Genomic DNA, 20,899 nt, shown 5'->3' on the forward strand with positions numbered 1-20,899 from the left:
GCCTCATGCGTCACGACGCGCGCGCATCTGCGCGAGCGCAAGCGCCATCCGCGGATTCCCCGCGAGCGCGTCCTCGTTCGCCGCGAGGAAGTCCCAGTAGGCCGTCGTGAACGCGGAGTCGCGGGCCGCCGCATCCGACTCCCACCAGTGCCCCATCTTCTGCAGGTAGGCACCGCCGGAGACATACGGCTTCGTGGCGACGAGCCCGCCATCGGCCCACTGGCTCATGCCCATGACGTTCGGCACCATCACCCATTCGTACGCGTCGACGAACAGGGCCGAGAACCAGCGGGTGACCTCGCGCGGCGCGTAGCCGCGCAGGAGCAGCCAGTTGCCGAGCACCATGAGCCGCTCGATGTGGTGCGCATATCCCCAGCGGTGCACGCGTTCGAGGACGACGCGCACCGGCTCCGGCAGGTCGCGGGGGATGCGGCGGCCGGTGTACCAATAGCTCTCGAGCCGGCGGTGCAGCCCGAGCGCGTTCGCGTCGGCGAGTTCTGGGTGCGCGCGGTACACGCCGCGCATGTACTCGCGCCATCCGATGACCTGCCGGACGAAGCCCTCGCGCGAGGCCAGCGACGCCGACGCATGCTGAGCCACGGCGTCGGCGACGTCGTGTGCCGTGAGCAGGCCGATGTTCAGCGACGACGAGAGCACGGAGTGGAACAGGAACGGCTCGTCGCGCGCCATCGCGTCCTCGTACGGCCCGAAGTCGGCGAGCCGTTCGGCGACGAACGCATCGAGCCACGTGCGCGCCTCGTCGGGTGTCACGGGCAGCCAGAACTCGCTCGCGTCGCCGGGATGCTCGGCGAAGCGCTCGCCGACCTCGGCGATCACGCCCGCCGTGATGCCGTCGTGCTCGGCCGCGGGCAGGGCGGGGACGACGACGCCGCCGCGCGGCAGCGGCTTGCGGTTGTCGGCGTCGAAGTTCCAGCGCCGTCCCGCCGGCCGCCCGCCGTCCATGAGGAGGCCGGTGCGGCGGCGCTGCCAGCGGTAGAAGTCCTCCATGCGCGGCGCGGGATGCTCGGCGAACCAGCCGTCGACCTCCTCCGCCGGCGTGAGGAACAGGCCGTCCGGGTAGACGCGCGTGCGCAGGCCCCACCGCGCGCACAGCGCCGACAGGCGCTCGTCCACGCCCAGGTCGGTCGCGCCCATCCACGCGAGGCCGTCGGGCCGGCGGTCGCGCACGAGGCGTTCGAGACCGGCCGCGAAGCCCACCCCGTCCGACAGCGGGACGACGCGCACCGTGCGCCCCTCCGCCTCCCACCGCGCCGCGCTGTGGCGCATGGCCGCAAGCAGCAGCGTGATCTTGTGCTGGTGGTACGGAAGCCGCCGGAACCGATCCTCGGCCTCGACGACGAACAGCTCGTCGATGTCGGGATCCTCGAGCGCCGGATGCCGCTCGAACTGCTGGGTCGCGAGGATCAGGGCCGCCTTCATCCGGCCAGCGTCGCAAACCGGCGGCGCCGGCCGGGAGGGCTTGCGCGAGGACGGCGCCGCCACCCGTGGAGTTTGATTGACTGGGGGCATGGCTGGCACGGCGATGTTCCCGCTCGGCTCGGTGCTCTTCCCGCACACGCCGCTGGCCCTGCGCGTGTTCGAGGAGCGCTACCTCGTCCTGCTCGGCAGACTCCTCGACGCCGAGAACCCCGAGTTCGGCGTCGTGCTGATCGAACGCGGACGCGAGACCGGCGGCGGGGAGCAGCGGTTCGGCATCGGCACGCTCGCGCGGCTGACGCGCGTCCTGCCGCAGCAGGATCAGATCTCGCTCGTGGCGCAGGGCACCGACCGCGTCGAGGTCGTGTCGTGGCTCGATGACGACCCGTATCCGCGGGCCGATCTCCGCGTGCTCCCCGACCTCGAATGGCACGACGGTCTGACACCCCTGCTCGAGGAGGCGGAGCACATCGTCCGCCGCGTGCTCGGGCGGGCCGGCGACGTGGGCCTCGCCCGCTGGGACCCCGATGTGGAGCTCTCCGACGAGCCGCTCGCGCGGGCGTGGCAGGTCGCGGCGATCGCTCCGCTGAGCGAGATGGACCGGCTGCAGCTGCTGCGCTCGACGACGCTCGGCGGCCTGCTGCGCGCGACGATCGACCTCACCCTCGCCGCCGAGCCGTTCCTCGCCGACCCGGCGCCGGACGGCCTCTTCGTCGTCGAGGAGGATGACGACGAGGAAGACGACGACGCGGAGTGAGCCCGGTCAGACGACCGTGATGTCGACCTGGATCTCGGCGGCGAGCCGCTCGAGCTCGGTGCGCAGCAGGTCGGCATCGAGGGCGGCGGGGCCCACCGCCGACACCGCGGCCTCGAACAGGCGGCCGCCGGCCATCGCCGCGTCGCGCGTCTCGGTCGCCATGCGTTCGATGCTCAAGCCGTGCGCGTGCAGCGCCGCCGAGATCTCCCGCACGATCCCCGGACGGTCGTTGCCGAGGATCTCCACGGTCACGCGGCGGGCCGCCGCATCCGGCGTCGCCGCGCTCGCGGGGACGGCCACCGTCACGATGCCCTCGATCGCGCCGAGCGCGGCGCGCAGGGCATCGGCGCGCTCGCCGGGCACCGACACCTGCACGATGCCCGCGAAGGCACCCCCGAGCTCGGCGAGCTCGCTGTCCTCCCAGTTGCCGCCGGCCGCGTCGACCGCCGCGGCGACGGCGGCGACGATGCCCGCGCGGTCGTCGCCGACGAGGGTGAGCACGAGAGTCGTCATGCGCTCAGCGTAGCCACGCATGCGCTCAGCGGCGATCGGCGCACGCCACGCAGTACTGCGCGGTGGGCCGCACCTCCAGCCGCCCGGCCGGGATGGGCCGTCCGCAGCCCGCGCAGACGCCGTACGTGCCGTCGTCGACGCGGGCCAGCGCGGCGTCGATGTCCGCGATCTCGGCGAGCGTGCTGCGGCGGAGCGCGTCCACGCGCGACCACTCCCCCGAGAGCGTCGACCCCTCCGGATCGTGCTCGTCGTCGGCCGTGCCGTCGGCGCGGTCGGCGCGCAGCGACCCCTCGTCAGCGTCCAGGCGCGCCAGACGGCCCTCGGCCTGCCGCCGCAGGCGCTCCAGCTCGTCGCGCATCCTCCGAGCGTAGGCGCGGCGGCGGACACCGCGGCCGGCCGCGCCTGAGACACTCGACACATGCGCCTGCCCACGACGATCCGCGCACCGCGCCGCGCGCCCCTCCTGCAGGTCGTGAAGTCGGCCGTCGCGACGATCGCGGCGTGGCTCATTGCGGGGTGGCTCGTGCAGGGGCCGCCGCCGGTGTTCGCGGCGATCGCGGCGCTCCTCGTCGTCCAGCCGAGCCTCAACCAGTCGCTCACCCGCGCGGCCGAGCGCAGCGTCGGGGTGATCCTCGGCGTCCTCATCGCCTCGGCGCTCGGCATCGCGTTCGGGTCGAGCGTGTGGGTCGTGCTCGGCGCGGCCGCGGTGGCCATCGTCGCCGCCTGGGCGCTGCGCATGACGCCGACCACGAGCAATCAGGTCGCCATCAGCGCGATCCTCGTGCTCGCGCTCGGCACCGCGACCCCCGGCTACGCGGTCGACCGCATCCTCGAGACGCTCATCGGCGCGGCCATCGGGTTCGTCGTGAACCTCGCGATCGTGCCGCCCGTCGCGATCGGCCCGGCGCGCACGAGGGTCGACGCCCTCGGCGCCGAGCTGGCCGCCGCGATGGAGCGCCTGGCCGACGCGCTGCAGGAGACGCGGACGCGCGCGCAGCTCGAGGAGCTGCTCCTGCAGGCGCGACTGCTGCGACCCATGGTCGCCGGTGCGACCGACGCCCTCGGCGACGCGGACGAGTCGCTCACCTTCAACCCGCTCGGCCGCCGGCATCGCGACGAGCTCGCCCGCGCCCGCGCGACCCTCGACGCGCTGTCGCCGATCGTGACGCAGCTGATCGGCATGACGCGCGCGGTCTACGACCGGTACGACCCGTCGGTGGCCTCGGAGCCCGCCGTGCGGGCCATCGCCAATCAGCTGCGCCGCGCCGCTCACGACACGCGCGTGCGGGCGGCCGACACGGCTCGGGAGGCGGCCGACGAACCGCCCGCCCTGACGCGTCCGCTGCAGGTGACGGCGCCCTCGCCCGCGCACTGGGTGCTCATCGGCTCGCTGCTGGTCGACCTCCGCCGCATCCACGAGAGCCTGGGCGAGCCCGACTGACGCGCGGCTTCGGAGCGATCAACCCGCGAGCGCGTCGGCGATGGGGACGTCTCCGCTGCCGAACCGGATGAAACGGCCGACGGTCCGCGGCTCGACGAGGCTCGCCGCGACCACGGCGGCGACGTCGGCGCGGGACACCCGCCCGTCGCCCTCGGGGTCGAGCGCGATGCGCCCGGTCGGCGGGTCGAGCGTCAGGGTGCCGGGGCCGAGGATCGTCCACTCCAGCGACGTGCGGCGCAGATGGTCGTCGGCCGCGAGCTTCGCGACGGCGTAGGGGTGGAAGGAGCTCCCCGGGTCGACCCCGTGGTCGGGGGTCGATCCGATCCACGACACCATGACGTAGCGCTGCACGCCGGCGGCGGCCGCGGCGTCCATCGTGCGCATGGCGGCGTCGCGGTCGACGGCGTACGTGCGCTCCGGGCTGCCGCCGCCCGCGCCCGCCGACCACACGACCGCGTCGTGGCCGGGGAGGAGGTCGGCGAGATCGTCGCCGCCCTCCAGGTCGCGCACGACCGGTGTCGCGCCGGTCGCGGCGACGTCGTCGACGTGCGCGGGATCGCGGATGACGGCGGTGACCTCGTCGCCGCGCGCCGTCAGCAGCGGGGCAAGGAGGAGGGCGACCTTGCCGTGACCGCCGATGAGGACGACGCGCATCAGTGGCCGCCCGCCGTCTCGATCGACATCTCGAGAATGACGCGGTCGGCACTGTCGGGCGGCGGCTGCTGGCCGGCGTTGCCGTACCGGCGGCCGAGCTGCACGTAGAACGCGCCCGTGGGGTCGGGCACGACGTCGACCAGACGCCCGCGCACCTCGACGTAGCGGTAGGGGTTCTCGGGGTCGAACACCATGAGGCTCATCGACGGGTTCGCCTGCAGGTTCCGGAACTTCTGGCGCTTGGTCGTGTGCGTGAAGCGGATGCGGTCGCCCTCGAGCTCGAACCACATCGGGTTCACCTGCACCGCCCCGTCGGGGCGGACGGTGCCCAGCGCACCGTAGTTCGGGTTCTCCAGCAGGTCGCGGAGGTCGTCGGGGATCGTCGTGACGGTCATGCCTTCACGCTAGGCCGCCGCATCCGCACCGGCGGAGGGCTTGACCCTCACGCCGTCAGGGGTGCCGATTCGGCCGCGATGGCGGCGGCCACGACGCGGCCGGCGCGGTTCGCCCCCACCGTGGAGGCCGACGGGCCGTAGCCGATGAAGAACACCCGCGGATCGTCGAGCGAGCGCGAATCGCCCACGCGGAACCCGCCGTCGGGGGTGCGCAGGCGCAGCGGCGCGAGGTGCTCGAGCGCGGGCCGGAAGCCCGTCGCCCACAGGATCGCGTCGAGCGGGAGGAACGACCCGTCGGGCATGCGCGCGCCGTGCTCCTCCAGCCGGGCGAACATCGGCAGCCGGTGCAGGATGCCGCGCTCCTGCGCGCGGCGCGCCCACGGCGTCCAATGCATGCCGGTGACGGAGATGACGCTTCCCGGCGGAAGCCCGCGTCGCACCTTCTCCTCGACGCCGGCGATCGCCGCGACGCGCGCCGGAACGTCGAAGTCGGCCTCGATCCACTCCGGCTCGCGCCGCGTCATCCAGAAGGTGTCGGCGACGTGCGAGATCTCCTCGAGGAGCTGCACGCCCGACACTCCCGCGCCGACGACCGCGACGCGCTGGCCGGCGAACTCGGCCGCCGAGACGTAGTCGGCCGTGTGCAGCTGCCGGCCGGCGAACCGTTCCTGGCCCGGATAGTGCGGCCAGAACGGCCGGGTCCACGTGCCCGTCGCGTTGACGACGAAGCGCGTCCGCCACGCGCCGCGGTCGGTCTCGACGACGAGGCGGCCGTGGCGGTCGTCGTCCTCCGCGCGCACCGCACGCACCGCGACCGGCCGCTGCACGTCCAGGCCGAACTCCGCCTCGTAGGCGGCGAAGTACGGCGGCAGCACGTCCCGGGCGGCTGCGGCGCGGTCGGCAAGCGGTACGGGGAAGCCGGGCAGCTCGTGGATGCCGTTGACCGTGGCCATCCGCAGCGACTCCCACCGGTGCTGCCACGCCCCGCCCGGGGCCGCGTTCGCGTCCAGGACGACGAAGGTTCCGCGGCCCGCCGCATCCGGACCGGTCGCCGGCACGAAGCCGCGGCGCCGCAGGTGATAGGCGCCGGAGAGTCCCGCCTGACCGGCGCCGATCACGACGACGTCGACATCGCGGGGCGGCGTGCCGGTCATGCCCGCCTCAACCCGCGATGACCGTGCGCTATTCCGTGTCGCCGTCGACGTACATCCAGCGGCCGCCGCGACGCGCGAACCGGCTGCGCTCGTGCAGCACCCCGCGCGCCTCGCCCCCACGCCAGTGCGCGCGGAACTCGACCTCGGCGGTGTCGCCGTGCTCGACCGCGTCGATCACCTCGAGCCCGGTCCACGGGTCCGCGGGTCCACATCCACCCGCTCGGGCCGCGTGCGCGGATGCCACGTGCGCGCGAGGTGCGCCGCATCCCCCCGCGCGAACGCCGTGTAGCGCGAGCGCATGAGGCGCTCGGCCGACGGCGCCGGCTCCCCCGCGAGCAGCGGGCCGCAGCACCGGGCGAACGCGTCGCCGCTGCCGCACGGGCAGACGGCGGGCGCAGGCGCGGCGGAACCGAACGACATGGCGAGGGGTGCGCGGTGTCAGCGCATCTCGACGACGACGGTGAAGCGCAGCGGCTCGATGCCGCCCTGCGCGTTCGTGAGCTCGACGTCCGTCGTGCCGGCGGCGAGCGCGCGCACACCCGGGTCGAACGTCGCGCCGTCCACACGGCCGGGCACGAACTCCGCGACGGAGGGGTCGGACACCTCGCCCGAGTAGCTGTCGACGGGCAGGTCGCCGGTCGTGATGTTGAGCGACTGGCCGACGATGAGCCGCACCGTCGCACCCTGCAGGTCGTTCGCGGCGCGGCTGACCGGTGCCGCGACGGGTGAGGCGAGCGCCGACTCGTCGACATCGGACGGCGTGGCCGGCGATGCGCACCCCGCGAGCGCCGCCACCAGCAGTCCACCCGCGAGCACCGCGGCCATCCGTCGCCCCATCGCGCCAGTATCCCACCCCCGTCTCGCAGCTGTGGGAAGCCGCGGCGAACCGCGCCGGCTGTGGACAACGGATGCGACGCGGTGGGGGCGCTTCTACCCTGGGGGCGTGTTCCGTCGAGTGCTCCGCCTGGCCGCCGCCGCTGTCGTCGCCGGCGCGCTCGCGACCGGATGCACCGGTTCCCCCGCGCCCACCCCCTCCACGCCGACGCCCTTGAGCGATGATGAGGCTTTCGCCGCCGCCGAGGCGACCTACCGCGCCTACGTCGACGCGCTCAATCAGGTCGACCTGAGCGACCCCGAGACCTTCGAGCCCGTGTACGCGCTCACCACGGGCGACGCGAATGCAAACGAACGTCAGTCCCTTTCCACGATGAGCGCCGACGGATGGTCTGTCGCTGGTGCGACGAAGGTGCTTGCGTTCAAGGGAGAGTCCGTAAACAAGGCGAATCGCGAGGACCTGCGGTTGACGGCTGTCGCCTGCACTGACGTTAGTGAAGTGAGCGTCGTCGATCAGAACGGCGTATCGGTCGTGCCCTCCGATCGGCCTTCGCGTTATGCGCTGCGCCTCACCTTTGAGGGCAGCTTGGACCGTCTCTTGATCTCATCCAGCAATGCCATCCGGGAGCCGTCATGCGTCGGCTCCTAACGGCCGCTCTCGTCGCAGCCTCGCTCGCAGCGGCCGCGCCACCATCGAGCTGCGAAGGCTCGACCATGTGGACGAACTGCGCGGTCGGGAACAGTGGCTCGCAGATAGACATCGTCGGGCAGCAGACGCAGCCGGGCCGCGGGGGATCCGACACCGGCGGAAGCGAAGGCGGAGGCGGAGGCGGAGATGCGGGCCAGGCCGCTCCCCCGCCGCCGACGATCCCGCCCGACGACGGCTGCACCGACATCGGGCTCGATGGGCAGGGCATCGTGGCGGCCTGTCCGGTGGCCGCCGAGGAGGAGCCCGCAGAGGAGGCGCCCGGCATCCCTCCCGTCACCGCCGCCGACGTCGCGAGCTTCGCGCCCGACCGCCCGCCCCTTCAGGCCGAGCCGGCGGGCGTCGGGGTCGTCGGGATGCCCGCCAACTTCACTGCCGGCGTCGGCGCGCACACGCGCACCGGCACGCTCTTCGGTCGTCCCGTGACGGTGCGCTTCACGCCGGTCGCGTACGTCTTCGACTACGGCGACGGCGCCGTCGGCCGCTCGAGCACGGGCGGTGCGTCGTGGCAGGAGCTCGGCCTTCCGCAGTTCAGCGCGACGCCCACGAGTCACGCGTACGCCGCGCGCGGCACGTACACCGCGAGCGTCACGGTCGAGTACGCCGCCGAGGTGGACTTCGGGGTGGGCACGTGGTTCCCCGTGCGCGGTGTCGTGACCGCCGCATCCGGCGGCTACCCGGTCGAGATCTTCGAGGTGCGCACGGCGCTCGTCGACAAGACGTGCGTCGAGAACCCCGCAGGCCCCGGCTGCTAGCGGAGGAGATCCGGCCCCGGGAGGGCGAATCCGCGCGGCGCGCCCTCCCGAGGCTCGATCTCCTCCCGAAGCCGCACGCGTGCGGCGCGCTCCGGCAGTGGGTGGCGCGTGCCAGGATCGACGCATGTCCGGCCGCCTCATGCTCCTCGACTCCGCCTCGCTGTACTTCCGCGCGTTCTACGGGGTGCCCGACACGGTCAAGGGCCCGGACGGCTCGCCCGTCAACGCCGCCCGCGGGTTCCTCGACATCATCGCGAAGCTCGTCACCACCTACCGGCCGAGCGCGCTCGTCGCCTGCTGGGACGACGACTGGCGCCCGCAGTGGCGCGTCGACCTGCTGCCGAGCTACAAAGCCCACCGCGTCGCCGAGGTCGTCGCCGCCGGGCCCGACGTGGAAGTCGTCCCCGACCCGCTCGAGGCGCAGGTGCCCCTCATCCGCGAGACCCTCGACGTGCTCGGCATTCCGATCGTCGGCGCCGCCGAGCACGAGGCCGACGACGTCATCGGCACGCTCGCGACCCGCGCGACGACGCCCATCGACGTGGTCACGGGCGACCGCGACCTCTTCCAGCTCATCGACGACGAGCGGGATGTGCGCGTCGTCTACACCGCGCGAGGCATGAGCAACCTCGAGGTCGTGACGGATGCGACGGTCCTCGCGAAGTACGGCATCCATGGCCGCCAGTACGCCGACTTCGCCACGATGCGCGGCGACGCCTCCGACGGCCTCCCGGGCGTCGCCGGCATCGGCGAGAAGTCCGCGGCGGTCCTGCTCGCCGCGCACGGCGACCTCGCCGGTATCCGCGCCGCCGCCGAGGCGGACGAGGGGATGACCGCGGCGCAGCGCGCGAAGATCCTCGCGGCCGCCGACTACCTCGACGTCGCCCCGCGCGTGGTCGAGGTCGTGCGCGACCTCCCGCTCCCACCGGTCGACGGCACCCTGCGCGGCATCGACGACGAGCGCCGCGCGGCCGCCGAGGCGCTCGCCGAGCGCACCCACCTCGGCTCGTCGATGACGCGGGCGCTCGCTGCCCTGTCTGCCACGTGACCCGGATGCGGCGGGTCAGCGCTCGCGTGTGAGCCACGCGCGCAGCCGCTCCAGCGGCCACGTCGTGACGACCCGCTCCGCCGGCACGCCGGCGCGCTCGGCGCGCTCGGCGCCGTAGTCGAGCAGCGACAGCTGTCCGGGCGCGTGCGCGTCGGAGTCGATCGAGAACAGGCAGCCGGCCTCGAGGGCCACCCCGATCAGCTCGTCGGGCGGGTCCTGGCGCTCGGGCCGGGAGTTGATCTCGACGGCGACGCCGTGCTCTGCGCACGCCGCGAACACCGCGGCGGCGTCGAACTGCGACGGCGGCCGCGTGCCGCGCGAGCCCTCGACGAGGCGCCCGGTCACGTGCCCGAGCACGTCGACGTGCGGGTTCGAGACCGCCGCGACGAGGCGACGGGTCATCGGCGCCGCATCCATCCGCAGCTGCGAGTGCGCGGAGGCGACCACGACGTCGAGCTCGTCGAGGAGGGGAGGCTCCTGGTCGAGGGCGCCGTCCTCGAGGATGTCGACCTCGATGCCGCTCAGCAGCGTGAAGCCGTCGCCGGAGAACGGCGGCAGCGCCTCCAGCTGCGCACGCAGCCGTTCCGGCGACAGCCCGTTCGCCACGCGCAGCCGCGGCGAGTGGTCGGTGAGCGCGAGGTACTCGTGCCCGAGCGAACGGGCGGCGGCGACCATCGCCTCGATCGGCGTGAGCCCGTCGGACCATTCGCTGTGGCTGTGGAGGTCGCCGCGGAGGGCCGCACGCAGGCGCGACGGACCCGGGCCGCCGGTCTTCGCGCGCAGATCCGCGAGGTAGTCGGGCACCTGGCCGGCCAACGTCTGCTGGATCACCGCGAACGTCGAGTCGCCGATGCCCTTGCGTCGACGCAGCGCCGGATCGCGCAGCGCGGCGTCGTCGAGTCCCGCGATGGCGTCCGCGGCCGCGCGGAACGCCTTCGACTTGTAGCGGCTCGACCGCTCGCGCTCGAGGAGGTACGCGATCTCCGTCAGCGCCTGGAGCGGCTCCACGTCAGGCCGCCAGCTCCCGCGTCACCGCGGCCCACTGCGCGAGCTTCTCCTCGGCGCGACCGTCGTCGATCGCGGCCGCGGCGTCCGCCATCGCGGCGGCGAGCCGCTCCACGATCGGGCGCTGCGCCTCCCCCGCGTCGCGGAACAAGCGGTACGCGACGAGCCCCGCGGCGGCGTTCAGCAGCACGATGTCGCGCACCGGGCCCGGCTCGCCCGCCAACACGCGCCGCACCACCCCGGCGTTGTGAGCCGGGTCGCCGCCGAGCAGATCGTCGATGTCGGCGAGCGGGAGGCCCAGGTCGCGCGGGTCGAGGTCGTGCTCGTGCACGTCGCCGCGCGAGATCTCCCACAGGCGGCTGTGACCGGTCGTCGTCAGCTCGTCGAGGCCGTCGTCGCCGCGGAACACGAGTGCCGTCGCGCCGCGGGTGCGGAAGACGCCCGTGATGAGGGGCACGCGGTCCAGGTGCGCGACGCCCACCGCGTTCGCCTCGGCGCGCGCGGGGTTGCACAGCGGCCCCAGGAAGTTGAACACCGTGGGCACCCCGAGCTCGGCGCGCGTCGGGCCCGCGTGGCGGAACCCGGGATGGAACGCGGTCGCGAAGGCGAACGTGATCCCCGTCCGCGTGAGCGTCTCGGCGACGGCCTCGGGTGAGAGCGTCAGGTCGACGCCGAGCGCCGCGAGCACGTCCGACGACCCCGACGACGAGCTCGCAGCCTTGTTGCCGTGCTTCACGACGGGCGTGCCGGATGCGGCGGCCACGATCGCCGCCATGCTCGAGACGTTCACGGTGCCGTAGCGGTCGCCGCCGGTGCCCACGATGTCGAGCACCTCCGCGGGGACCGGCAGCGGCAGCGCCGCCTCGAGGATCGCGTCGCGGAAGCCGACGATCTCGTCGACCGTCTCGCCCTTGGCGCGCAGCGCGACGAGGAACCCGCCCAGCTGGGACGGCGTCACCTCGCCGTTCATCACCTGGCGCATGGCCCACGTCGACTCCGACACGCTGAGGTCCTCGCCCTTCAGAAGAGTCGTGAGGATCTCGGGCCACGCATACCGCTCCGCCATGCCCCCGATCCTACCGAGGGCGCCGCATCCGCCCTCCGACCAGGGGCTCGTCGCGCCACGCCCGTCGTCCCGGCGGAGTGACGGAGTTCTCGAAGGGGTTTCCGAGGCGGCACTTATCTCGACGGCAGGCGTATCGGCCATGCTGGTGCCCGTCGCGCGCGTCAGAATCGTTCATAATGGGGGATGTGACGACGCCAGCGACATACCCCCAGTCCCTTCGGTCCGTGAAGAGACCGGATCCGGTCGCCGTGGGCACGATCGTGTGGCTCGGCAGCGAGGTCATGTTCTTCGCGGGCCTGTTCGCGATCTACTTCACGCTGCGCAGCACCTCGCCCGAACTGTGGGCCGAGGAGACGCAGGTGCTGAACGTGCCGTACGCGCTCGTCAACACGATCATCCTCGTGCTCTCGTCCGTGACGTGCCAGATGGGCGTGTTCGCCGCCGAGCGCTTCCAGCCCTACCGCACCGGCCGCGGGATCCTGCGCTGGGGCATGGTCGAGTGGTTCTACCTCACCTTCGCCCTCGGCGCGATCTTCGTGTCCGGCCAGGTCTGGGAGTACGCGCAGCTCGTGGCGGAGGGCCTGCCCATCACCGCCAACTCGTACGCCTCGGCGTTCTACCTGACGACGGGCTTCCACGCCCTGCACGTCACCGGCGGCCTCGTCGCCTTCCTCCTGGTCATCGGGCGCGCCTACGCCGTGAAGAACTTCGGGCGCAAGGAGATGACGACCTCGATCGTCGTGTCGTACTACTGGCACTTCGTCGACGTCGTCTGGATCGCCCTGTTCCTCGTCATCTACTTCCTGAAATAAGAGCGGAGCTGCATCTCGAAATGGCACGTGAGAAGAAGCGTCGCTCGAACGGTCGCCGCAGCCCGCTGGCGGCCGCGGCCCTGATCGGCATCGGCCTGCTGATGACCGGCGGCATCTACGCCGGCGCATCCGCGGCGATCGCCGCGACCGACGACACGAGCTCGTCGTCGTCGACCCTGACGGTCGAGGACGGCAAGAAGCTGTTCCAGGCCAACTGCGCGACGTGCCACGGTCTCAACCTGCAGGGCTCCGAGGCCGGCCCGTCGCTGTACGGCGTCGGCGAGCTGTCGGTGCAGTTCCAGGTGTCGACCGGACGCATGCCCCTGCAGGCGCAGGCGCCGCAGGCACCGCAGAAGCCCGTGCAGTTCACGCCCGCGCAGGTCGACGCGATCGGCGCGTACGTGCAGTCGGTCGCGCCCGGTCCGAGCTACCCCTCCGACGAGGTGCTCGACGGCGAGGGCGACGTCGCCAACGGCGCGGAGCTGTTCCGCATCAACTGCGCGATGTGCCACAACGTCGCCGGTGCCGGCGGCGCACTCACCGAGGGCAAGTACGCCCCCAACCTGCGCACCACCAGCCCGCTGAACATGTACGCGGCGATGGTGACCGGTCCCCAGAACATGCCGGTGTTCAACGATCTGAACCTCACGCTCGAAGACAAGCGCGACGTCATCTCGTACCTCATGTTCCTGCAGGAGAACGACTCGCCCGGCGGTTACGCGCTCGGTTCGCTCGGCCCCGTGGCCGAGGGCCTTTTCATCTGGATCTTCGGTATCGGCTCGCTCATCGCGCTGACCGTGTGGATCACGGCGAAATCGAACTGATCGCCCGCCGGTAACAGCATTCCGGAACGTACGAGGAGCACCATGGCACACGAGGACGACCCGCTCGAGCACGAGAGGGCTTCCTGGAAGCCCTCCCCCGGGCTCGCGGTCGCGGTGACCGACCCCGTCAGGAGCCCCGACCTGCCGCCGCACCGGCTGCGGATGACGGATCAGGATCCGAAGTCGATGAACCGTGCCGTGCGCACGGTCTACACGCTGTTCTACCTGTCGGTGGCCGCCAGCATCTGGGCGATCGCGGCGTACATGATCTTCCCGATCGAGTCGGGCTCGCTGATCGACATCCGGTACAACAACCTGTTCATCGGCCTGGGCATCGCCCTCGCGCTCCTGGCCATCGGCATCGGCGCCATCCACTGGTCCAAGGCCGTCATGAACGACAAGGAGTACATCGAGCCGCGGCACGCCACGCGTGGCCGCGACACGGTGCGCGCCGCCGCGGTCAACGCCTTCGCCGAGGCCAACGAGGAGTCCGGCTTCGGACGCCGCACGATGATCCGCAACTCGCTGTTCGCGGCGCTCGTGGCATCGATCCTCCCCGGCATCACCCTCTTCCGCGGTCTGGCGCCCGAGGCGTCGGCCGCGAACCCGCAGGCCGGAGATCCGGTCGCGCTGCTCAGCCACACCATGTGGAAGGAGGGCACTCGTCTCGCTCACGACCCCTCCGGGCGACCCATCCGGGCCGCCGATGTCACCCTCGGCTCGGCCTTCCACGTGATCCCGGAGGATCTCGCGGGACTCAGCCACGACGAGGGCTACCTCGAGGAGAAGGCCAAGGCGGTCGTGCTGCTCATGCGCCTGCTCCCCGAGGATCTCAACGAGCCCGAGGACAAGAAGGACTGGTCCTACAACGGCATCGTCGCCTATTCGAAGGTCTGCACGCACGTCGGCTGCCCCGTCGCGCTGTACGAGCAGCAGACCCACCACCTCCTGTGTCCCTGCCACCAGTCGCAGTTCGACGTCGCCAACGGCGCGGCGGTCATCTTCGGCCCGGCGGCGCGTCCCCTGCCGCAGCTTCCGATCACCGTGGACGACGAGGGCTACCTCGTCGCGCGCAGTGACTTCCAGGAGCCCGTCGGCCCGAGCTTCTGGGAGCGTCCTTGAGTACTGCAACTCACCCCACGGACAACGTCACCACCGAGCCGGCGGTGCGGCCGGCGCCGGTGCCCACCGGCCGTGACGGCAAGCCGCTCGGCGGCCGGTTCGTCGGCGCCGCCGCCAACTACATCGACGAGCGCACGAGCCTCTCCGGCATGGTCAAGGAGCTCGGTCGCAAGATCTTCCCCGACCACTGGTCGTTCATGCTCGGCGAGATCGCGCTGTGGAGCTTCGTCGTCGTGCTGCTGTCGGGCACGTTCCTGACGTTCTTCTTCCAGGCGTCGATGGTCGAGACGCACTACGACGGCGCGTACGAGCCGATGCGAGGCGTCGCGATGTCGGCGGCGCTCGAGTCGACCCTGCACATCTCGTTCGACCTGCGTGGCGGCCTGCTCGTGCGTCAGATCCACCACTGGGCGGCTCTGGTGTTCATCGCGGGCATCGGCGTGCACATGCTGCGCGTGTTCTTCACGGGCGCGTTCCGCAAGCCCCGTGAGCTGAACTGGGTGATCGGCTTCGTGCTGTTCATCCTCGCGATGGGCGAGGGCTTCACCGGATACTCCCTCCCCGACGACCTCCTCTCCGGCAACGGCCTGCGCATCATCGACGGCATGATCAAGGGCATCCCGCTCATCGGCACGTGGACGTCGTTCCTGCTGTTCGGCGGCGAGTTCCCCGGCACCGCGATCGTCGGGCGCCTGTACACGCTGCACATCCTGCTGCTTCCAGCGATCCTCGTCGGCCTCCTGGTCGTGCACCTGATGCTCATGGTCATCAACAAGCACACGCAGTTCGCCGGTCCCGGCCGCACCAACAGCAACGTGGTGGGCTATCCGATGATGCCCGTGTACATGTCGAAGATGGGCGGCTTCTTCTTCATCACGTTCGGCGTGATCGTCCTGGTCGCCTCGCTCTTCACGATCAACCCGATCTGGAACTACGGCCCCTACGACCCGTCGCCCGTGTCCGCCGGTACGCAGCCCGACTGGTACATCGGCTTCGCCGACGGCGCCCTGCGCCTGGTGCCGCCGCACCTCGAGTTCGTGCTGTGGGACCGCACATGGTCGTTCAACATCATCCTGCCGCTGGCGATCCTGGGCCTGTTCATCGTCCTCGTCGCGATCTACCCCTTCATCGAGGCGTGGGTCACCGGCGACAAGCGCGAGCACCACATCGCCCAGCGTCCGCGCAACGCCGCCACCCGCACCGCCATCGGCGCCGCCGGTGTCACGTTCTACGCGGTGCTGTGGGCCGCGGCGTCGTCCGACATCATCGCCACGCACTTCTGGCTCACGATGGAAGGCGTCATCCACACACTGCAGGGCGCGCTCATCGTCGGCCCGATCGTGGCCTATTTCGTGACCAAGCGCATCTGCCTCGCCCTGCAGAAGAAAGATCGCGAGATCCTCCTCCACGGCTACGAGTCCGGTCGCATCGTCCGCCTCCCCGGCGGCGAGTACATCGAGGTGCACCAGCCGGTCGATGAGTTCGAGCGCTGGAAGCTCGCCGACGTCGAGACGTACGCGCCGCTCGTGGTGCGCCCGAACGCCCAGGGCCGCATCCCGTGGCACGAGCACGCGCGCGCGGGTCTGTCTCGCTGGTTCTTCGAAGACCGCCTCACCCCGGTCACGCAGGCCGAGCTGGATGCGGCGCACGCCCACCAGCACCACGAGCTCGACCACGTCGAGCACGAGGCCGCCGCCGAGCTGGCCGCGTCGGACCACCGCGCCGAGGAGGAGGGACGCCCCGTCGCCGCGCCCCACGGCGTGCGCGCCGAAGCGGAGCTGCCGTCCCCGCGCGGGCTCGAGGAGCGCAACCGCCCCGACGGCGCCTGATCGCCCGTCATCGCGAAGCCCCGGATCGTCCTCGGACGGTCCGGGGCTTCGCCGTCGGGGCGTCGGCGCGGCACGGCGCGAGTGGCAGGAATCGCACGCGAGACGGCGCCGGGGCGATCGCGCGGCGCCCTGCGCCCCTCGTACGCTCGAGGCATGACCGACCTCCTCGCGTACTACGACGCCCGCCTCGCCGCGGAGACCGACCCCTCCGACGTCTACGCCGCCCAGAAGCTCGGCGACACGTTCGTGCTCGTCGACGTGCGCGGTGACGACGCGTGGGCGCAAGGACGCATCACCGGGGCGATCCACATGCCCCACGGCGACATCGCCCGGCGGGCGCCGCTCGAGCTGGACCCCGCCGTGCCCGTCGTCGTCTACTGCTGGAGCCCGGGATGCAACGGCGGCGTGAAGGGTGCTCGTCAGTTCGCGGCGCTCGGCTACTCGGTGCGGGAGATGATCGGCGGCTACGAGTACTGGGTGCGGGAGGGGCAGCCCACCGAGGACGACGAGGGGCCGCGCGAGCGCGTGTTCGACCCGCTCGTCATGGTCGTCCGCGAGCGCGTGCGCTGCTGAGCGCTCACGCCGTCTCGACGTCCTCCGCGAACAGCTGTGCGGCGGAGCCCGAGAACACCGCCTTGAGCGACGGCGGGACGCCGTCGCGGATGTCGCACACGACGGCGGTGGCATTGTCGCGGGTGCCGGCCTCGAGAGCGGCCGCGACAATCGCGCGTGCCGCTTCGGCGGGGCCGGCGGCGCCCTCCAGCACGCGTCGGACCTCCTCCTCCGGCACGTAGTCGGTCACGCCGTCGCTGCACAGCAGCCAGCGATCGCCGGGGCGGACGTCGTCGAGGGTCTGCACCGAGACGACGTCCTCCTCTCCCCCGGCCAGGGACGCGGTGATGATGTTGCGCCGCGGATGCGTGGCCGCCTGGTCGGCCGGCAGGAGGCCGGAGTCGACGAGCACCTGCACGTACGAGTCGTCGCGCGTCATGCGCGTGAGCACGCCGGCGCGCAGCCGGTAGCCGCGCGAGTCGCCCGAGTGGGCGAGGAGTACGCCGCCGTCCGCGGCGGGGAACAGACCCGTGAAGGTCGTGCTCATGCCCGTCAGCGCCGGGTCGCGCCGCACGTGGGCACGCAGGTCCCAGTTCGCCTCACGGATCCGCACGAGCAGCGCCGCCGCATCCGGGATGCCGGCTGGGTGCACACCAGCGGCCAGGCGGTGCACGAGCGCCGCCGAGGCGAGGTCGCCCGACGGTCCGCCGCCGACGCCGTCGGCGACCGCGGCGCCCCACGGCGCGGTGAACGCCGCATCCTGGTTGGACGCACGGAAGCGGCCGACGTCGGAGACGGCGGCCGCTTCCAGAGCGAGCGGAGCTGACGCGTTCAGCGCGCGAAGTACCCGCGGTAGTACTCGTAGACCCATCCGACGATCGCGACGGCGAACACGCCGAGACCGATCGGCAGCAGCCACGTGCCCACGGCGAGGCCGAGGAAGGCCAGTGCCGCCGAGAAGGCGAGCACGATGGGCCACCACGACCACGGGCTGAACTCGCCGATCTCGGGATCGCCGTCGTCGATGTCGGCGGTCAGCGTGTCTTCGGGCAGCTCACCGCCCTGCGCCTTGTGGACGCGCTGGACGTAGAACGCGATGAGGGCGGACATGAACGCCAGGAACAGCAGGGCGATCGTGCCCACCCACTCCACGCGCGCGACGAGGTCGGGCTGCGGATAGTAGAGGAGCGCCCACACCGTGTAGACCACGGCGACGACGAAGCTGAAGGCCGAGATGAGCCACCACAGGCCGACGTTGGTCCGCATTTACTTCACCGCTCCCTGCGCTGCGTCCACCACGGGCGCATCCGGCGCGTCCTTGGCCGGTCCGACGCCGACCGGCAGCCCCGCCTCGGGGTGGTTGAGGTCGAACGCCGGCCGCTCGCTGCGGATGCGCGGGATGGACGTGAAGTTGTGCCGCGGCGGCGGGCACGACGTCGCCCACTCGAGCGAGGCACCGTAACCCCACGGGTCGTTGACCGTGACCCGCGGCGCCTTGCGCGCGGTGATCCACACGTTCAGCAGGAACGGGATCATCGAGGCGCCGAGGATCATCGCACCCACCGTGGACACCTGGTTCTCCCACGTGAAGTTGTCGCTTGGGGCATAGTCCGCGTACCGACGGACCATGCCCTGGACGCCCAGCCAGTGCTGGATGAGGAACGTCATGTGGAAGCCGATGAACAGCATCCAGAAGTGCACGTAGCCGAGACGCTCGTTGAGCATCCGCCCCGTCCACTTCGGCCACCAGAAGTAGAACCCGGCGAACATCGCGAACACGACCGTGCCGAACACGACGTAGTGGAAGTGCGCGACCACGAAGTACGAGTCGGACAGCTGGAAGTCCAGCGGCGGGGACGCCAGGATGACGCCGGTCAGGCCGCCGAAGACGAACGAGATGAGGAAGCCGAGGGCGAAGACCATCGGCGTCTCGAACGTGACCGAGCCGCGCCACATCGTGCCGATCCAGTTGAAGATCTTCACACCCGTCGGCACGGCGATGAGCATCGTCATGAGCGCGAAGAAGGGCAGCAGGACCGCGCCTGTCACGTACATGTGGTGCGCCCACACCGCGACCGACAGCGCGGCGATCGCGATCGTGGCGTACACGAGCGTCTTGTAGCCGAAGATCGGCTTGCGGCTGAAGACCGGGAAGATCTCCGACACGATGCCGAAGAACGGCAGCGCGATGATGTACACCTCGGGGTGGCCGAAGAACCAGAACAGGTGCTGCCACAGCAGCACGCCGCCGTGCTCGGGGTCGTAGATGTGCGAGCCGAGCACGCGGTCCGAGGCCGCCGCCAGGATCGCCGCGGCGAGCACCGGGAACGCCAGCAGGATCAGGATGCTCGTGATCAGGGTGTTCCACGTGAAGATCGGCATGCGCCACATCGTCATGCCGGGCGCGCGCATCGTGAGGATCGTCGTGATGAAGTTGACGGCGCCGAGGATCGTGCCGAAACCGCTCATGCCGAGCCCCAGCATCCACAGGTTTCCGCCCACGCCCGGCGAGAAGCTCGCGTTCGCGAGCGGCTGATAGGCGAACCACCCGAAGCCCGCCGCGCCGGCCGGGGTCAAGAAGCCCGCCACCGCGATGGTCGATCCGAACAGGAACAGCCAGAACGCGAACGCGTTCAGACGCGGGAACGCCACGTCGGGCGCCCCGATCTGCAGCGGCAGGATCGCATTGGCGAAACCGGCGAACAACGGCGTCGCGAACATCAGCAGCATGATCGTGCCGTGCATCGTGAACAGCTGGTTGTACTGCTCCTTCGTCGGCACGATCTGCATGCCCGGCTGGAAGAGCTCGGCACGGATGATGAGCGCCATGACGCCGCCGAGCATGAAGAACATCACCGACGCGATGAGGTACATGTACCCGATCGTCTTGTGGTCGGTGGACGTGATCCACTTGACGACGATGTTGCCCTTCTGCTCGACGCGCGAGGCGGTGAGCAGAGCCGCCTGACGCGGCGGGATCGTCGTAGGCCGGCTGGCCGCGGTGTCCTTGTCCGGGAGCGTGGGGGTCATCTCACTGCCCTTCCTCAGCGCGGCCGAAGCCGGTTTCCTTCTGGAGCCGGTCGTACGAATCCGTAATGTCACCGGTGTTGCCGGCGGCACGCAGCGAGTCGAGGTACTGCTCGTACTCCTCCTCGCTGACGACCTTGACGTTGAACAGCATCGCGGAGTGGTACTCGCCGCACAGCTCGGCGCACTTGCCGGCGTACGTGCCCTCCCGCGTCGGAGTGAACGACCACTGGTTGTCGCGGCCGATGTACATGTCCTTCTTGTACAGGAAGTCGATGATCCAGAACGAGTGGATCACGTCGCGCGACTGCAGGTCGATGTGCACCTTGCGATCGACGGGCAGGTACAGGGTCGGCAGCTTGTCCTGGTCGACGGAGCCGTCGGCGGCCGGCTCGGCCTGCACGCCCTGGGTCCACACGGCGTCGTCCTTGTCGCCGCCCTCGCCGTTGTACTGGAAGTCCCACGCCCACTGCTTGCCGATGGCGGTGATCGACACGACGTCGGGGTCGCTCACGTCGTACTGGGTCTCGATCGTGGTCTGGTCACGCGCGGTGAACGCGAACAGGCCGACCACGAGGATCAGCGGCACGATCGTGTAGAAGATCTCGATCGGCATGTTGTAGCGCAGCTGCACCGGGAGGCCGGTCTGGCCCTTGCGACGGCGGTAGGCGATGACGGCCCACAGCATGAGCCCCCACGTCACGAGGCCGACGACCAGCAGCACGATCCACGAGTTCACCCACAGCCCGGCGACCAGGTCGGTGCGGTTGGTCGCGGGCTCGGCGTCGCCGTCCTCGAAGCCGGGCAGGAAGCCGTGCAGCTGGGTCGAGCTGCAGCCGGCGAGCACGGTCGCCGCTGCGATCCCGACCGGGAGGAGAGCCCAGCGGAGGCGTCGTTTGGAGGGCACGGTGCACCTTTCCGGGACGTGGATGTTGCTCATCTCAGTCTAGAGCAACCTCTCATGCTTC

The 20,899-nt window shown here is 71.3% G+C and carries 23 protein-coding genes and 1 pseudogene; 10 read left to right on the top strand and 14 right to left on the bottom strand.

Annotated features, from left to right (window positions below; genetic code table 11):
* Nucleotides 1-3 precede the first annotated feature (3 nt).
* The gene (locus EI169_RS10500) at nt 4-1,440 is read right to left on the bottom strand and encodes a cryptochrome/photolyase family protein (RefSeq protein WP_164515486.1); all 1,437 of its coding nucleotides are present in this window, start codon (nt 1,438-1,440) and stop codon (nt 4-6) included.
* 88 nt (nt 1,441-1,528) lie between these two features.
* Here EI169_RS10500 and EI169_RS10505 point away from each other — a divergent pair, with 88 nt between their 5' ends.
* Entirely contained in the window at nt 1,529-2,194 is a 666-nt protein-coding gene (locus tag EI169_RS10505) for an LON peptidase substrate-binding domain-containing protein (protein WP_240640406.1), read from the top strand.
* A gap of 6 nt (nt 2,195-2,200) precedes the next feature.
* Here the strand turns inward: EI169_RS10505 and EI169_RS10510 are convergent, their stop codons facing one another.
* Complete coding sequence (locus EI169_RS10510; protein WP_125132279.1) at nt 2,201-2,707, bottom strand: ACT domain-containing protein; 507 nt, start codon at nt 2,705-2,707, stop codon at nt 2,201-2,203.
* 25 nt (nt 2,708-2,732) lie between these two features.
* Nucleotides 2,733-3,065, bottom strand: coding sequence for a TraR/DksA C4-type zinc finger protein (locus EI169_RS10515; RefSeq protein ID WP_125132280.1), 333 nt, complete (start codon nt 3,063-3,065; stop codon nt 2,733-2,735).
* 60 nt (nt 3,066-3,125) lie between these two features.
* On the opposite strand from EI169_RS10515, the gene EI169_RS10520 reads away from it, so the two are divergent.
* Entirely contained in the window at nt 3,126-4,148 is a 1,023-nt protein-coding gene (locus EI169_RS10520) for an FUSC family protein (RefSeq protein WP_125132281.1), read from the top strand.
* Nucleotides 4,149-4,166: 18 nt separating this feature from the next.
* Here EI169_RS10520 and EI169_RS10525 read toward each other — a convergent pair whose 3' ends face one another.
* The 5 genes and pseudogenes from EI169_RS10525 to EI169_RS10545 form a co-directional block, all read right to left on the bottom strand.
* Entirely contained in the window at nt 4,167-4,805 is a 639-nt protein-coding gene (locus EI169_RS10525) for an SDR family oxidoreductase (protein WP_125133431.1), read from the bottom strand.
* Entirely contained in the window at nt 4,802-5,197 is a 396-nt protein-coding gene (locus EI169_RS10530) for a PPOX class F420-dependent oxidoreductase (RefSeq protein WP_125132282.1), read from the bottom strand. Before EI169_RS10530 ends, EI169_RS10525 begins: the two co-directional genes overlap by 4 nt.
* 47 nt (nt 5,198-5,244) lie before the next feature.
* Entirely contained in the window at nt 5,245-6,351 is a 1,107-nt protein-coding gene (locus tag EI169_RS10535) for an NAD(P)-binding domain-containing protein (RefSeq protein ID WP_125132283.1), read from the bottom strand.
* 28 nt (nt 6,352-6,379) lie between these two features.
* A pseudogene (locus EI169_RS16825) lies at nt 6,380-6,771 on the bottom strand (YchJ family metal-binding protein).
* An 18-nt stretch (nt 6,772-6,789) separates the two neighbouring features.
* Complete coding sequence (locus EI169_RS10545) at nt 6,790-7,188, bottom strand: hypothetical protein (RefSeq protein ID WP_125132284.1); 399 nt, start codon at nt 7,186-7,188, stop codon at nt 6,790-6,792.
* A gap of 106 nt (nt 7,189-7,294) precedes the next feature.
* Between EI169_RS10545 and EI169_RS10550 the strand changes: the two genes are divergently transcribed.
* From EI169_RS10550 to EI169_RS10560, 3 genes are all read left to right on the top strand, one after another.
* Nucleotides 7,295-7,834 carry a hypothetical protein gene (locus EI169_RS10550; RefSeq protein ID WP_125132285.1) on the top strand — a complete coding sequence of 180 codons (540 nt, stop codon included), beginning with the start codon at nt 7,295-7,297 and terminating at the stop codon, nt 7,832-7,834.
* A gap of 65 nt (nt 7,835-7,899) precedes the next feature.
* A complete protein-coding gene (locus EI169_RS10555) occupies nt 7,900-8,646 on the top strand; it encodes a hypothetical protein (RefSeq protein WP_240640408.1) in 747 nt (248 codons plus the stop codon).
* A gap of 124 nt (nt 8,647-8,770) precedes the next feature.
* Nucleotides 8,771-9,694: a 5'-3' exonuclease gene (locus EI169_RS10560; RefSeq protein ID WP_125132287.1), complete on the top strand. Its 924-nt coding sequence runs from the start codon at nt 8,771-8,773 to the stop codon at nt 9,692-9,694.
* Nucleotides 9,695-9,709: 15 nt separating this feature from the next.
* Here EI169_RS10560 and EI169_RS10565 read toward each other — a convergent pair whose 3' ends face one another.
* Nucleotides 9,710-10,702, bottom strand: coding sequence for a PHP domain-containing protein (locus EI169_RS10565; protein ID WP_125132288.1), 993 nt, complete (start codon nt 10,700-10,702; stop codon nt 9,710-9,712).
* A 1-nt stretch (nt 10,703) separates the two neighbouring features.
* A complete protein-coding gene (gene trpD / locus EI169_RS10570; protein WP_125132289.1) occupies nt 10,704-11,765 on the bottom strand; it encodes an anthranilate phosphoribosyltransferase in 1,062 nt (353 codons plus the stop codon).
* Between the two features lie 176 nt (nt 11,766-11,941).
* Between trpD and EI169_RS10575 the strand changes: the two genes are divergently transcribed.
* The 5 genes from EI169_RS10575 (at nt 11,942) to EI169_RS10595 (ending at nt 16,925) form a co-directional block, all read left to right on the top strand.
* On the top strand, nt 11,942-12,577 hold the full coding sequence (locus EI169_RS10575; protein ID WP_125132290.1) for a heme-copper oxidase subunit III: 636 nt from the start codon (nt 11,942-11,944) through the stop codon (nt 12,575-12,577).
* A 20-nt stretch (nt 12,578-12,597) separates the two neighbouring features.
* Complete coding sequence (locus EI169_RS10580; protein WP_125132291.1) at nt 12,598-13,401, top strand: cytochrome c; 804 nt, start codon at nt 12,598-12,600, stop codon at nt 13,399-13,401.
* 42 nt (nt 13,402-13,443) lie between these two features.
* A complete protein-coding gene (locus EI169_RS10585; protein ID WP_125132292.1) occupies nt 13,444-14,523 on the top strand; it encodes a Rieske 2Fe-2S domain-containing protein in 1,080 nt (359 codons plus the stop codon).
* Between the two features lie 59 nt (nt 14,524-14,582).
* A complete protein-coding gene (locus tag EI169_RS10590; protein WP_240640735.1) occupies nt 14,583-16,352 on the top strand; it encodes a ubiquinol-cytochrome c reductase cytochrome b subunit in 1,770 nt (589 codons plus the stop codon).
* A 153-nt stretch (nt 16,353-16,505) separates the two neighbouring features.
* Entirely contained in the window at nt 16,506-16,925 is a 420-nt protein-coding gene (locus tag EI169_RS10595) for a rhodanese-like domain-containing protein (RefSeq protein ID WP_125132293.1), read from the top strand.
* A 4-nt stretch (nt 16,926-16,929) separates the two neighbouring features.
* Here the strand turns inward: EI169_RS10595 and EI169_RS10600 are convergent, their stop codons facing one another.
* From EI169_RS10600 to coxB, 4 genes are read right to left on the bottom strand one after another with little or no spacing between them, the layout of a single operon-like run.
* A complete protein-coding gene (locus EI169_RS10600; RefSeq protein ID WP_125132294.1) occupies nt 16,930-17,775 on the bottom strand; it encodes a protein phosphatase 2C domain-containing protein in 846 nt (281 codons plus the stop codon).
* Nucleotides 17,736-18,170, bottom strand: a complete 435-nt coding sequence (locus EI169_RS10605; protein WP_125132295.1) for a cytochrome c oxidase subunit 4 — start codon at nt 18,168-18,170, stop codon at nt 17,736-17,738. The genes EI169_RS10600 and EI169_RS10605 overlap by 40 nt, the downstream gene beginning before the upstream one ends.
* Nucleotides 18,171-19,934 carry a cytochrome c oxidase subunit I gene (gene ctaD / locus EI169_RS10610; RefSeq protein WP_125132296.1) on the bottom strand — a complete coding sequence of 588 codons (1,764 nt, stop codon included), beginning with the start codon at nt 19,932-19,934 and terminating at the stop codon, nt 18,171-18,173.
* A gap of 1 nt (nt 19,935) precedes the next feature.
* The gene (coxB, locus tag EI169_RS10615; protein WP_125133433.1) at nt 19,936-20,838 is read right to left on the bottom strand and encodes a cytochrome c oxidase subunit II; all 903 of its coding nucleotides are present in this window, start codon (nt 20,836-20,838) and stop codon (nt 19,936-19,938) included.
* Nucleotides 20,839-20,899 lie beyond the last annotated feature (61 nt).

Source organism: Microbacterium sp. 10M-3C3 (genome assembly GCF_003931875.1).
Classification (GTDB): Bacteria; Actinomycetota; Actinomycetes; order Actinomycetales; family Microbacteriaceae; genus Microbacterium.

What these genes read in the sequence shown, in the direction of transcription:
- EI169_RS10500 (WP_164515486.1), bottom strand. Translation starts at nt 1,440, where the DNA reads ATGAAGGCGGCCCTGATCCTCGCGACCCAGCAGTTCGAGCGGCATCCG.
- EI169_RS10505 (WP_240640406.1), top strand. Translation starts at nt 1,529, where the DNA reads ATGGCTGGCACGGCGATGTTCCCGCTCGGCTCGGTGCTCTTCCCGCAC.
- EI169_RS10510 (WP_125132279.1), bottom strand. Translation starts at nt 2,707, where the DNA reads ATGACGACTCTCGTGCTCACCCTCGTCGGCGACGACCGCGCGGGCATC.
- EI169_RS10515 (WP_125132280.1), bottom strand. Translation starts at nt 3,065, where the DNA reads ATGCGCGACGAGCTGGAGCGCCTGCGGCGGCAGGCCGAGGGCCGTCTG.
- EI169_RS10520 (WP_125132281.1), top strand. Translation starts at nt 3,126, where the DNA reads ATGCGCCTGCCCACGACGATCCGCGCACCGCGCCGCGCGCCCCTCCTG.
- EI169_RS10530 (WP_125132282.1), bottom strand. Translation starts at nt 5,197, where the DNA reads ATGACCGTCACGACGATCCCCGACGACCTCCGCGACCTGCTGGAGAAC.
- EI169_RS10535 (WP_125132283.1), bottom strand. Translation starts at nt 6,351, where the DNA reads ATGACCGGCACGCCGCCCCGCGATGTCGACGTCGTCGTGATCGGCGCC.
- EI169_RS10545 (WP_125132284.1), bottom strand. Translation starts at nt 7,188, where the DNA reads ATGGGGCGACGGATGGCCGCGGTGCTCGCGGGTGGACTGCTGGTGGCG.
- EI169_RS10555 (WP_240640408.1), top strand. Translation starts at nt 7,900, where the DNA reads ATGTGGACGAACTGCGCGGTCGGGAACAGTGGCTCGCAGATAGACATC.
- EI169_RS10560 (WP_125132287.1), top strand. Translation starts at nt 8,771, where the DNA reads ATGTCCGGCCGCCTCATGCTCCTCGACTCCGCCTCGCTGTACTTCCGC.
- trpD (WP_125132289.1), bottom strand. Translation starts at nt 11,765, where the DNA reads ATGGCGGAGCGGTATGCGTGGCCCGAGATCCTCACGACTCTTCTGAAG.
- EI169_RS10575 (WP_125132290.1), top strand. Translation starts at nt 11,942, where the DNA reads ATGGGGGATGTGACGACGCCAGCGACATACCCCCAGTCCCTTCGGTCC.
- EI169_RS10580 (WP_125132291.1), top strand. Translation starts at nt 12,598, where the DNA reads ATGGCACGTGAGAAGAAGCGTCGCTCGAACGGTCGCCGCAGCCCGCTG.
- EI169_RS10585 (WP_125132292.1), top strand. Translation starts at nt 13,444, where the DNA reads ATGGCACACGAGGACGACCCGCTCGAGCACGAGAGGGCTTCCTGGAAG.
- EI169_RS10595 (WP_125132293.1), top strand. Translation starts at nt 16,506, where the DNA reads ATGACCGACCTCCTCGCGTACTACGACGCCCGCCTCGCCGCGGAGACC.
- EI169_RS10600 (WP_125132294.1), bottom strand. Translation starts at nt 17,775, where the DNA reads ATGGGTCTACGAGTACTACCGCGGGTACTTCGCGCGCTGAACGCGTCA.
- EI169_RS10605 (WP_125132295.1), bottom strand. Translation starts at nt 18,170, where the DNA reads ATGCGGACCAACGTCGGCCTGTGGTGGCTCATCTCGGCCTTCAGCTTC.
- ctaD (WP_125132296.1), bottom strand. Translation starts at nt 19,934, where the DNA reads ATGACCCCCACGCTCCCGGACAAGGACACCGCGGCCAGCCGGCCTACG.